Below are 11,706 nucleotides of genomic sequence, written 5' to 3'. Positions count from 1 at the left end.
GCCTTCAAGCTTTGGCTCCAATTCGATTTTGGCAATTTCACTTGTATCTTCTTTCACACGCTGAAGAAGCTTTAATCCAAGATCTTGGTGAGCCATCTCACGACCACGAAAACGCAAAGTAATCTTTACTTTATCACCATGATCAATAAAGCGATGAACAGCCTTGAGTTTGACTCCATAATCATGGACATCAACATTTGGGCGCATCTTAATCTCTTTGATTTCGATGACTTTTTGCTTTTTACGTGTTTCAGCAGCTTTTTTTTGGGTTTGATATTTTAATTTTCCCAAATCGATGATTTTACATACAGGTGGCTCCGCATTTGGTACAATTTCAACCAAATCAAGTCCCGCATCTGCAGCCATAGCAAGAGCTTCTTGTATCGCAACAACTCCCTTATGTTGTCCCTCATCATTGATAAGCTGAACATGAGGTACCCGAATATCCTGATTTGAACGTGGTCCGTCTTTTTGGGTAGGTGTCATTTTAAACGGTTTACGAATGGTTTATGCTCCTTAAATTTTGATTCAACTACAGTTAATTTAATATACAATTATGCACCTAAAAACAACAATAATTCGTATCTTTTTCATTATTTGATTTATTACTTTTTGGAATGATTTAGATTATAAAAGTTTTTCTCTTAATTTAAAGAAATTGTTTTATGGAGGATAAAGAATCATGGATCAAAATATTCCTTGTCAGTTTTTTTCGTTTGAGAACACCGCACTTGCGGTACGCTATCGCAAGGGGCGCCAATCTCCAGGTTTGGTTTGGCTTCCTGGCTATCAATCCGATATGTTGGGAAGTAAGGCAACGTTAGTTGATCAGTTTGCTCAGAAGAATGATTTGTCTTGTTTACGTTTTGATTATTCTGGACATGGAGAATCTGAAGGTGATTTTTTTCAAGGAACAATTTCGCGTTGGGTTAAGGAAAGTTTAGCGATTTTTGAAACCTATTGTGAGGGTCCACAAATTTTGATTGGTTCCTCTATGGGTGGGTGGATTGCGCTAAGGCTTGCTATGATGCTAGCACAGAAAAATAAGAAGCTTGCTGGCATGATATTGATTGCTCCAGCGCCTGATTTTACACAAACATTGGTGGAACCAAAATTAGGCCCAGAAGAATGGAAGGTTTTGGAAGAAAAAGGCTATATTGAACGACCTGCAGTTGATGATATAGAGCCAATGCCCTTTACAAAAACATTGATTGAAGATGGACGCGAAAATTGTGTTATGAAAGGATGCATTGATGTTGGGTGTCCTGTCCATATTCTACAAGGGATGGAAGATGAAGATATTCCCTATCATCATACATTGACTTTACTTGATCATTTACCTCTCCATGATGTAACATTGACACTTGTTCGTGATGCAGATCATCGCTTTTCTCGTCCACAAGATTTAGATTGCCTTGAAGCAGTATTGAGATCTTTTATTAATCAGATTAATGCAAAATAAGGGGTATATTTATTTATTAATGATGAAGATAAAAATATATGAGCATTTCTAAACAGCATTTTATTTTTTCTGATCGCTCTGTACCTGTACGGGTGCGGGAAAATAAGTATGCGCGCCGTCTTACCTTACGTATCGATGCCAGAAATCAGGAGATTTGTGTAACAACACCACCAGCGATAAATCTCTATGCGGTTGAAAATTTTATTGAAAAACATCGGTCTTGGATTGAGGCACGTCTTGCTCGTGTACAAGTCTCTCCTGAAAATGCTTATCTCAAAGAGGGGGCGACAATACCTTTATTGGGCGTTTCTCATACCATAAAGCATAGAAAGGGACGTGGAGTAACAGAAATTGTTACAGCAGATGCGGAGCAAGGGCCTGAAATTATTGTTTATGGTCAATTAGAATATCTTCCAAGACGCATTGCTGACGTTTTAAAAAAACAAGCGGCGCTTATTATAACGCCTTTGGTGGCACTTTATGCTCATCAGGTAGAACGTAAAGTCAAATCCATTTGTTATAAAGATACGAGAAGTCGTTGGGGCTCTTGTTCAATCGATAAGCGTCTTTCTTTTTCTTGGCGCCTTATTATGGCACCAAAAGAAGTTGTTGAGTATGTTGTTGCCCATGAAGTTGCTCATCTTGTTGAAATGAATCACGGACCAAGATTTTGGGCTCTTTGTGAAGAGCTATGTCCTGATAGTAAAACATATCGAGCTTGGTTGAAAGAAAATGCTCCTAGACTGCATGCAATTAATTTTGATTCATATAAATTAGAGGCGTAAAAAACTTTCAAATGAAGGCAATATTTAACGGAACTTTTTGTTGAGTGTTTTGTTGAGTGTGTGCTTGCTCATGCATCATAATGAGGAAGCCATTGAAGCTCTCAGCACGATTGTTCTCCCCTGCTTGGTTTGCTGAGTGTCTTCAATGTTTTTGCTTTATCTTTTTTGTAATTCAGCGTAATAACTCTAAGTTCCGATGACTTATAAAAAAATGGGAAGGGACCTTATGTCTGTTCTTACAGATCCACTTCAGCTATTACAGGCACTTATTCGTTGTCCTTCTGTTACACCTCATGAAGCAGGGGCTTTATCAACTTTGGAACAATTTTTGAAAAAAATGGGATTTCACGTCGATCGCCCTATTTTTACGGATAAAAATACAGATAATGTTGAAAATCTTTATGCAAAAATGGGAAGTGAAGGACCCCATCTTATGTTTGCGGGTCATACGGATGTCGTACCGCCAGGCGCATTGGAAGATTGGACTTATCCACCTTTTGAAGCTGTTATAGATCAGGGGAAATTATATGGGCGGGGTGCTGTTGATATGAAGGGTGGTATCGCTTGTTTTATTGCGGCTCTAGCGCGAGTTCTTGAGAAACAGTCCATTAAAGGAAGGGTAAGCCTTTTAATTACAGGTGATGAAGAAGGACCTGCCGTTAATGGTACGGTAAAACTTCTCAAATGGGCAGAAAAAAAAGGCGAAAAATGGACTGCGGCTCTTGTGGGAGAACCAACAAGTGTAAAGACTGTTGGTGATATTATCAAAATTGGTCGTCGCGGATCGATTTCTGGTATCATTATCGTGAAAGGTCGCCAAGGCCATGTTGCTTTTCCAGAACGGGCTGCCAATCCCTTGCCTTTGGCAAGTAAGCTGATTCAAGTATTGACACAAACAGCTTTAGATAAAGGGACAGAGAATTTTCAACCGAGTAATTTAGAACTAACAACCATCGATACCGGTAACTTAGCAGTCAATGTTATTCCAGCGCAGACAACGGTTCGTTTTAATATACGCTACAATGATCTTTGGACAAAAGAAACACTGATGGAGGAAATTGAAAAGCGCCTTGCTTTGGTGCAAGCAAAAAACAATAGTGATCAATATCCCTCTTATCAGCTTGAATGGATTCCAAGTTTAGGGGATGTTTTTTTGACTAAAAATGATAAACTCATTCAAACTGTATCTAATGCGATTAAATGTGTAACAGGGAGTATACCAGAATGTTCTACTTCTGGTGGTACTTCAGATGCGCGATTTATTAAGGACTATTGCCCAGTGGTTGAGTTTGGCTTACCAGGGCAAACGATGCATATGGTAGATGAGTGTGTATCTCTTGAAGCCGTGGAAACGCTCACTGCTATTTATGAGCGTTTTATTGTTGATTTTTTTGCATAAAGAAATAATTGTTGGTTCAAAAATACCTTTGTCTTGTTGTGCCATAAGATAAGGTGTGGTGATACGAGACTCGTAAAACTTAATATATTAAGTAGTCTTAGAGTAAGTGATGAATATTCTTAAGTTGGGATTCTTGCCTGTAGAGTCTTTAGTTAAGTGAATTACATAATTGAAAAGCCAAAAGAGACCTGTTTGAAGAAGCAGAACTGTTTAGACCATATTGGATTGAAAATATTCGTTCTTTAAAGTGTAGAAAGGAAGTCACACGCAATCATATATGGAAAACAATGAATATTATATCATCATTGTGTGATGACAGATTGGAGCCATAAAGACACACAAAAACATGCTGCTATTGTAAAAAGTTCGTACAACGTAAATGCATTCATTCATACCACATGTCTTATATGATTTCTGCATGTTCATAAAATGCTTTCCTTGTTTCAATGAACTTCTTTTAAAATAAAGCCTATAGAAATACGCTTCAAGTTTATTTTATCCATATATTTTGCCATACTCTTTGTTACTCCAAAGAACCTTTATTGTAGAAAAAATCATTATGAGATAGAAAGTAAGCTTATCCAATCAGCTTTAATATTTTTGATGATAAAGATATATAGAAATTCTTCTGTAGCATCACATTGACTTTTTTAGTCAAGGATTGTCCTATATTATTATTTTCAATTAGTTATAAAATAACCTTAAAGGACGTGTATAGATAGCCATAAGCATGTACACATACAAGTAAGGTGATATGCAACGAATACCATTTTGCTCGCCAACGAAGCAATGCCGATTCATATTTAGTATATTTGTGATTTTATAGCATTGTATGTTTAATAAAATTCGTGATTTTGCTGTTACCTTATAAATCAATACCAAGCACACAACGGCATGTCTCAAATATTGGTTCACAATTTTCTTTGTTACAACAGTTTTTATATGTCAGGGTGAGGTAAAATGTTGCATGTATATCTGTTTTTGTAATCTCTTAAGATACATCACATTGATTTATAAGAATAATTCATTGTTTTGCATGTTGGGTAAGAGCCCTAATATTCGAGGATTCTTTCATTTCAAACCTGTTTATCTTAAATCAAGAGAAATCATTTGCTTGCACATAACAAGCGGGGATGAGTGTGTGGGTAAAAACTATAGAAGAAAGGAATACAAATGTCTCTTATGAACCGTCTCAAGTGCCAAGGGCCGTCGCAACACCCACGAGCTGGTAAAGTTATGTGCTGGTGCTCGGCTTTGCTTCTTCACAAGCAGACATAGAGTCTCATTGAGGGAGGATATAAAAGCATAAAGGTAAAAATAAATGTACCTTTTTACTATCCTTTTTCATGCGATTTTACAGTTTTCAAAAGAATCTAGAGTAAATAATAGAGATTGTTTCATGCTTATGTCTTTGGTTCTTTAATAGTGCCACGATCTCATAAAGAACAAAAATCATCGTGTTATATATTCATGTGCTTGTTTTAAAGAAATATCTCTCAGTTTTTATCATATTCATGCTACAATGGTTCTTATGAATATGTAATTTTCCGTGAAGTGTATAAAGTCTATAGTATTGCATCATCTTTGCGCTTATGAAAAAAGCTAGACCACTATACACTTTCCAGCTCAAAATATTGCGATAGCTTTCATTTGAGAGTGTTCATAAAAGGTATTGCCTCTTTTTTATAGTTTTTATCCACATTCCCTATTTTTAAGGTGTAAGCGAATGGTTGTAATTAATTGACTATAAACAGATTTAAAATAAGGGAATCTTACAATATTTTAGTCTCGCTTTTGCTATGAAAAATGATAATTATGATTAAAATAAGTATGTTGTTATAAAAACTTTAGTTTGCGAGTTGGCTGATGATGTGATCAAGAACAATACGTCCTTTGGTTGTTGCTTTTAAGCGTTGGTTATCCACCATTTCTATCAATTCTTGGTGTTGTAAATCGATCAGTTTTTCCATTGGGATACGTTTAGGGCTTAAGGTTTCATAGCGTATAAGTTCTAAGCCTTCGCAAAGGCGTAATCCCATAAGGAGCATTTCATTTGCCTGTTGTTCAGTGGTTAAATGTTCCGTTTCAATACAGCCATGTCCTGTTGTTTCTACCAAATTAAGCCACTGTTCGGGATGTTTTTCATTTATTGTGACATAACGTTCACGGTTTTTAAGGTGTGATAATGATGTTTTTGAACAGAAAGAGGAATGATTCGGTGCGTGCTCAATGAAACGTCCATGTGCTCCTGGACCAAAGCCTGCATATTGGTGATAACGCCAATAAAGAAGATTGTGTGCTGATTCGGCACCGGGCATTGCATGGTTTGAGATTTCATAGGCAGGAAGTCCATGCAGTGCGGTTATTTCTTGAGTAAGATGGTACAGATCTGCTGCTAGCTCTGATGGGGGAAGGATAAGTCTTCCTGCATCATGAAGCCGTTTAAAGGCAGTTCCTTCTTCGATTGTCAATTGATAAAGAGAAAGATGGTCTGCTGCTAAATCAATTGCTTGTACAAGTTCAGATTTCCATTCTTCAAGAGTTTGTTCAGGGCGGGCATAAATGAGATCAAAGGATAAACGTGGAAAAATTTGTCGCGCTAAAGTAATGGCACAAAGAGCTTGTTCCACATTATGGAGTCGGCCAAGTTTGCGCAATGCTTTATCATTGAGCGCTTGTATTCCTAGAGATAAGCGATTAACACCTGCCGTACGGTATCCACGAAAGCGCTCTGCTTCCACACTGGATGGATTAGCTTCTAATGTAATTTCAACTTTATCATCGACTACCCATTTTTTTGCAAGTGCTTGCAATAGGGCATCGACAGTTTGCGGCTCCATAAGAGAAGGGGTTCCTCCACCAATAAAAATACTTGTAATATGGCGTGGGCCTATTTTGTGGTATTGCGTTTCTATTTCGCGCTTAAAGGCGGTGACAAAACGTGGTTGATCAACACCATGGATGCGAACATGCGAATTAAAGTCACAATAAGGACATTTAGCTGCACAAAAGGGCCAATGAATGTAAATGCCAAAAGGTTCATTCATGAGAATGCTAAAAGGTTTTCTGCCAAAAGTTTGAAAGCACGTGCGCGATGTGAAAGAGGGGGAATATCATTACATTTCCAGTTGTGTTTTTGCTCTGTTGACATTTCTCCAAAGGTATTTTCATATCCATCGGGTAAAAAAATAGGATCAAAACCAAAGCCTTTGTCTCCCCGTGGAGGCCAAATGAACGTTCCTTCAACGCATCCGCGGAAGTAATCTGCATGAGCATCAGGCCATGCAATGCAAATTACGGATATAAAACGGCATTTCCGTTGGTTTTTTTCTCGTGCTCCGACTTTTTGGAGTTCATTTTCTATTTTTTTCATAGCTTTTGGAAAATTACGTGTACCATCGGCTTGAATTGCCCAATCAGCGGTATAAACGCCTGGCGCACCCTCCAATGCATCTACCTCTAAGCCTGAATCATCAGAGAGGGCAGGAAGTCCTGTCTTTTTTGCTGCTGAAAAAGCTTTAATATAAGCATTTTCTTCAAATGTTTTTCCTGTTTCTTTTGGTTCTGGCAAGCCCATTTCTTTTGCCGATTGTATTATTAAACCGAAAGGCGTAATTAAAGTAGTGATTTCATGCAATTTTCCGGTGTTATGTGTAGCAATGACAAGTTTTTTATCTGCTATGCTTCTCATATAGATTTCTCCAAAAATGAAAGGGGAATTATTTTTGTGCTAAAAACCGGCTTAAATGCTCATACACACACATTCTGCTTGATTTTACATGATATGATTATTTTACATGTTTTATGATATTTTGTTCCAATAAAATTTTTTATCTTGTACGAAGATAACCTTGCAAAGATAGGAAAGACATGTCTTTTTTATGATAGCATTTTTATGGTAAATTTCCAATTTTCTGCTTGCTCTAAAGGGTAAAATTTTCTACTTACAGCGGTTTTTAATCAATCTAGATTCTTTTGACAAGTCCCTACAGCAGACCACTTTACAGATCAACTCTTATCTTAAATATTTCTCATACACTCTAACAAAAAATATTTCCTGCGTAATTTATCAAGCATCACTCTGAAAGGTAGCATTTTACAGCTCAATAGGATAATATGTTTTTATACTACTTTAGACTATTTGACCAAACCTTGGCAAAACTTATATAAGAGATGAGGATTTTAAAAATAGTGAAACAATTGTGATGAAACACAAAACTATTGATAATGAACTAAAATATCTTGATGAGCGTTCGCGTGATATTTTTCGCCATATTGTTGAAGCTTATCTTAATGATGGGGAACCTGTAGGGTCACGTAATCTTTCGCGGCTTTTGCAACAGACATTATCACCTGCAACGATTCGTAACGTGATGAGTGATCTTGAACATCTCGGTTTGATTTATGCACCACATGTTTCTGCGGGTCGAATGCCAACACAATCAGGTTTACGCTTTTTTGTTGATGCATTTATGGAAGCGGGTGATTTGCCAAACGAAGAGCGAGAAAATATTGAAATGCAAGTCAAAGAGGCTGGTCATGCACAATCGGTTGAACATTTTCTTGTTCAAGCAAGCCGAGTTCTTTCAGATCTATCACGTGGGGCAGGGCTTGTTTTAGCAACGAAACAAGAAGGAACATTGAAACATATTGAATTTGTGCGCCTTGATAGGGAGAACGCTCTTGCCGTTTTGGTGACTCAACAAGGTGAAGTTGAAAATCGTATTGTTCATTTACCAGAAGGGGTTACTCATGCACAATTGACGGAAGCAACGAATTTTCTCAATGCCCATATCCAAGGGCGCACACTAAGTGAAGCTAAAGGGGAAATTGCCCGCTTATGTGCAGAAACACGGGCTGCACTTGATGATTTATCGCATCATCTTGTTGAAACGGGATTAGCTCTTTGGGGAGGAGAAGATGCTGATCATAAAATACACCTCATTGTTCGCGGGCGTAGCAATTTGCTTGAAGATGTAAAAGCAGAAGAAGATTTAGAACGGTTGCGCCATTTGTTTGATGATCTTGAAACGCGTGAGAGTATGGCACAGCTTCTCGATTTAACGGATGAAGGTTCTGGGGTTAGAATTTTTATTGGTTCAGAAAATAAGTTATTTTCACTTTCTGGTTCTTCTTTAGTTGTAGCACCTTATCGTGATTCACAACAAAGAGTCATTGGTGCTTTAGGTGTTATTGGTCCTACACGGCTTAATTATGCAAGGATCGTGCCCATGGTTGATTATACAGCTCAACTTGTGTCACAGTTATTGCGTTAAAACGGTGCAAGTAAGTATTTGTACTATAAAAGCTCATTGTATTATATACATCGATACCCCTTGATTTTTGTCTGTAGAATTTCGATATCGAGAATAACGAATCTTATGAAGGAATAAAATTTTTATGTCTGATGAAAAAAACAAATTTACTGACGCTTCATTTGAAAATTGTGATTTAAAAAATCCAGCTGATCGTAATACACTTAAACAGGCAGCCGATGAATTTTTAAAAACACATAAAACAGAGGAACACGAAGTCGTTGAAACAGAAAGCAATGAGGTTAGTGATCTTTTAGCGTCTTTGCAGGATGAAAATAAAGAATTGAAAAATCAACTTTTACGTCTTGTTGCAGATATGGAAAATCTTCGACGCCGTACTATGCGAGATGTGGCGGATGCAAAGGCTTATTCCATTGCTAATTTTGCAAGGGATATGTTATCGGTTTCTGACAATCTCAATCGTGCTTTGGAAGCGATTCCAGAAGGTGCACGGGAGAGTGATGCTGGTTTGAAATCATTAGCAGAAGGCGTTGAAATGACTGAACGTGCCATGATGGCAGCATTAGAACGTCATGGGGTGCAAAAAATTCATCCAGAGGGGCAAAAATTTGATCCTCACTTTCATCAAGCGATGTTTGAAATTCCCAATGCTGATGTTCCAGATAATACTGTTCAACAAGTGGTTCAGGCAGGTTATATTATCGGGGAAAGGGTGCTACGTCCAGCTATAGTGGGTGTAGCTAAAGGAGGAGCAAAAGAAGCTTCTGTTGAAGCTGATTCGGCTTAAAACACATCAATAATAAATCTCCAACATAAAATGCAGTATTCCCTGCAATTACATATATATGAAGTCTTTTTTTAAAGGGTGTTTATAACACCCTTTTATCTTTGAAGCGCCCAACTTCCTTTTACAATATAGGGAGTCTTATTTAAGGGAGAGGCCGATAACAATAAAACAAAATGATCAACCTCAAAAGGAGGGAGCGAAAAATCATCTCGAGAAGATAGATAAGAAGAAAGATCTTTAAGATTAATATCAAATATTCGTGCAAGAGTGATATGCGGAATAAATAGTCTTTCATCAGGCTTTAACTCTAATTTATTCCGGATATATTGCATCTTTTCATGTAAAAGAGTAAGCTTTTCACAAGGTTCAATGCAAACCACAAGAGAATGGGGAGCATTTTCTGAACTAAAAACTTCAAAACCCTTTATCTGTAGCGTAAAAGAAGGAAGTTCTATAGTGTTAAAGGTATGCATAATTTCATCTTCTAGGGAGCTTTCAACTTCGCCAAAAAAAGATAAGGTTACATGAAAATTTTGCGGATTGATCCATTGCGCTTTTGGTAAGCCATTTTGCAATGATATGAGGGCTTTTGTTGTTTGTTGAGGAATCTGAAGAGCACTAAATAGACGATCCATGATATTATCTCCTTATAATGAAAGATGTTATCCCAAGCGCAATATAGATAATAAGGGCGGGGCACGTACCACAGAAAACAAGGCAATAGTATAGAAAAAGAATGTCTAAAGAATTCTTACTATAATTATGAGCTTACAAAGCTTATTCGTTTTAAGAAAATGGTTATGACATTGATAAGAATTGCATTTTCATGATCTGTATCACAATGATGTGCAATGGAAGATTACTTGTGTATTATAAAAGCTACAAAGTGAGCAGAAAATAAGAAAGTTGATAGATTTTTGATGTGCGAAATTATTTTGACATTTATCTTTAGCCTAAAATAAAGCATATTCTAATACAAAGGTGAAGAGTTCTCTTTTCTGTAAAGGTCTAATTATATGATTAAGTTGGGGAATAGCCATAATACGCAAAACTATTCAAATGGGCCAAATAATGTTAGGAAAAGGAAAAAATTATTGCATAACAAAATAACTATAAGCTTTTACATTTATGATAATTATACCAATCTATAATGGATATGAATATTGGTATAAAAGCGGGAAGAGAAATTAAAATTCAAAATAATGATGGAAAGTTCCTATTTTCTAAGAATTATCATCCTTGTTTATGATGAAAAAGCACTAGTTTTCCTCTCCAAAGTTGTTATTGATGAGCTTTTCAAGAGCATTAAGAGCATCTGTTGCTTCTGGTCCTGAAACACGAATGGTAAGGTTGCAACCGGATGAAGCCGCTAGCATCATAAGTCCCATAATTGATGATCCGCCAACAATTTTTCCGTCCTTTTCAACTTCAACAGTAACATTAAAATTGTCAACAGTTTGTACAAATTTTGCAGAGGCACGTGCATGCAACCCACGTTTATTACAGATATTGAAATGACGACTTATACATGGGAGGGTATCTTTGGAAAACATTGGTATTTTATTATCCGCTATAAAATTATACTTGGTACATTAATATATTTACGCCCTGCTTCTTGTGCTATTCTTAACGCGTCTGATAATGAAATATCAGGACATTTGCGAATAGAAATCAGTTTAATAAGCATGGGCAAATTAACACCCGCAATCATTTCAACGCGTCCTTTTTCAATAGCAGGAATAGCTATATTTGATGGTGTTCCACCGAACACATCTGTTAATATGATGACGCCATGATCCGTATCTGTATCGGTTACTGCGGCTATAATATCACCTCGGCGCTGATCTATATCGTCATCGGGATAAACGCATATTGTTGCGAACTTTTCTTGTACTCCAACAACATGTTCCACGGCATGTAAAAATTCGACAGCCAGCTCACCGTGCGTTACAAGCACGAGTCCAATCATTTACGCAAACTCCTGTTAACTAATAAGA

11 protein-coding genes are annotated in these 11,706 nt (G+C 37.0%); 5 read left to right on the top strand and 6 right to left on the bottom strand.

Going from position 1 to position 11,706, the window contains the following annotated elements; all coding sequences use genetic code 11:
- Window positions 1-486: translation initiation factor IF-3 (infC, locus tag ACFIO3_RS04050; RefSeq protein ID WP_375704128.1), on the bottom strand; the 486-nt coding region annotated here is incomplete at its 3' end.
- Window positions 487-682: 196 nt separating this feature from the next.
- Here infC and ACFIO3_RS04045 point away from each other — a divergent pair.
- The 3 genes from ACFIO3_RS04045 (at window position 683) to dapE (ending at window position 3,646) form a co-directional block, all read left to right on the top strand.
- Window positions 683-1,462, top strand: coding sequence for an alpha/beta hydrolase (locus ACFIO3_RS04045; RefSeq protein ID WP_375704127.1), 780 nt, complete (start codon window positions 683-685; stop codon window positions 1,460-1,462).
- Window positions 1,463-1,500: 38 nt separating this feature from the next.
- On the top strand, window positions 1,501-2,247 hold the full coding sequence (locus ACFIO3_RS04040) for a M48 family metallopeptidase (RefSeq protein WP_375606135.1): 747 nt from the start codon (window positions 1,501-1,503) through the stop codon (window positions 2,245-2,247).
- Window positions 2,248-2,473: 226 nt separating this feature from the next.
- Window positions 2,474-3,646 carry a succinyl-diaminopimelate desuccinylase gene (dapE, locus tag ACFIO3_RS04035; RefSeq protein WP_375606136.1) on the top strand — a complete coding sequence of 391 codons (1,173 nt, stop codon included), beginning with the start codon at window positions 2,474-2,476 and terminating at the stop codon, window positions 3,644-3,646.
- A 1,847-nt stretch (window positions 3,647-5,493) separates the two neighbouring features.
- Here dapE and hemW read toward each other — a convergent pair.
- Both hemW and rdgB read right to left on the bottom strand, forming a co-directional pair.
- Window positions 5,494-6,693, bottom strand: coding sequence for a radical SAM family heme chaperone HemW (gene hemW / locus ACFIO3_RS04030; RefSeq protein WP_375607934.1), 1,200 nt, complete (start codon window positions 6,691-6,693; stop codon window positions 5,494-5,496).
- The gene (gene rdgB, locus ACFIO3_RS04025; RefSeq protein ID WP_375607935.1) at window positions 6,690-7,337 is read right to left on the bottom strand and encodes an RdgB/HAM1 family non-canonical purine NTP pyrophosphatase; all 648 of its coding nucleotides are present in this window, start codon (window positions 7,335-7,337) and stop codon (window positions 6,690-6,692) included. Before rdgB ends, hemW begins: the two co-directional genes overlap by 4 nt.
- Window positions 7,338-7,851: 514 nt before the next feature.
- On the opposite strand from rdgB, the gene hrcA reads away from it, so the two are divergent.
- Entirely contained in the window at window positions 7,852-8,922 is a 1,071-nt protein-coding gene (gene hrcA, locus ACFIO3_RS04020) for a heat-inducible transcriptional repressor HrcA (protein WP_375610010.1), read from the top strand.
- 124 nt (window positions 8,923-9,046) lie between these two features.
- The gene (grpE, locus tag ACFIO3_RS04015; RefSeq protein ID WP_375704126.1) at window positions 9,047-9,709 is read left to right on the top strand and encodes a nucleotide exchange factor GrpE; all 663 of its coding nucleotides are present in this window, start codon (window positions 9,047-9,049) and stop codon (window positions 9,707-9,709) included.
- A 95-nt stretch (window positions 9,710-9,804) separates the two neighbouring features.
- On the opposite strand, the gene thpR is transcribed toward grpE, so the two are convergent.
- The 3 genes from thpR to ACFIO3_RS04000 all read right to left on the bottom strand — a co-directional run bounded on the left by thpR (window position 9,805) and on the right by ACFIO3_RS04000 (window position 11,678).
- Complete coding sequence (thpR, locus tag ACFIO3_RS04010; protein WP_375607938.1) at window positions 9,805-10,344, bottom strand: RNA 2',3'-cyclic phosphodiesterase; 540 nt, start codon at window positions 10,342-10,344, stop codon at window positions 9,805-9,807.
- A gap of 624 nt (window positions 10,345-10,968) precedes the next feature.
- A complete protein-coding gene (locus tag ACFIO3_RS04005; RefSeq protein WP_012754483.1) occupies window positions 10,969-11,262 on the bottom strand; it encodes an HPr family phosphocarrier protein in 294 nt (97 codons plus the stop codon).
- 17 nt (window positions 11,263-11,279) lie between these two features.
- Entirely contained in the window at window positions 11,280-11,678 is a 399-nt protein-coding gene (locus ACFIO3_RS04000; RefSeq protein WP_375606142.1) for a PTS sugar transporter subunit IIA, read from the bottom strand.
- Window positions 11,679-11,706 lie beyond the last annotated feature (28 nt).

It is taken from the genome of Bartonella sp. AD328YNZD (genome assembly GCF_042196425.1).
The sequence above is the reverse complement of the archived record's forward strand: the minus strand, read 5'-3'. Positions and strand labels throughout refer to the sequence as shown.

Excerpts from the sequence above, each read along its gene's own strand:
- thpR (WP_375607938.1), bottom strand. The coding sequence starts at position 10,344 with ATGGATCGTCTATTTAGTGCTCTTCAGATTCCTCAACAAACAACAAAA.
- hemW (WP_375607934.1), bottom strand. The coding sequence starts at position 6,693 with ATGAATGAACCTTTTGGCATTTACATTCATTGGCCCTTTTGTGCAGCT.
- ACFIO3_RS04040 (WP_375606135.1), top strand. The coding sequence starts at position 1,501 with ATGAGCATTTCTAAACAGCATTTTATTTTTTCTGATCGCTCTGTACCT.
- hrcA (WP_375610010.1), top strand. The coding sequence starts at position 7,852 with ATGAAACACAAAACTATTGATAATGAACTAAAATATCTTGATGAGCGT.
- ACFIO3_RS04000 (WP_375606142.1), bottom strand. The coding sequence starts at position 11,678 with ATGATTGGACTCGTGCTTGTAACGCACGGTGAGCTGGCTGTCGAATTT.
- dapE (WP_375606136.1), top strand. The coding sequence starts at position 2,474 with ATGTCTGTTCTTACAGATCCACTTCAGCTATTACAGGCACTTATTCGT.
- ACFIO3_RS04045 (WP_375704127.1), top strand. The coding sequence starts at position 683 with ATGGATCAAAATATTCCTTGTCAGTTTTTTTCGTTTGAGAACACCGCA.
- grpE (WP_375704126.1), top strand. The coding sequence starts at position 9,047 with ATGTCTGATGAAAAAAACAAATTTACTGACGCTTCATTTGAAAATTGT.
- rdgB (WP_375607935.1), bottom strand. The coding sequence starts at position 7,337 with ATGAGAAGCATAGCAGATAAAAAACTTGTCATTGCTACACATAACACC.
- ACFIO3_RS04005 (WP_012754483.1), bottom strand. The coding sequence starts at position 11,262 with ATGTTTTCCAAAGATACCCTCCCATGTATAAGTCGTCATTTCAATATC.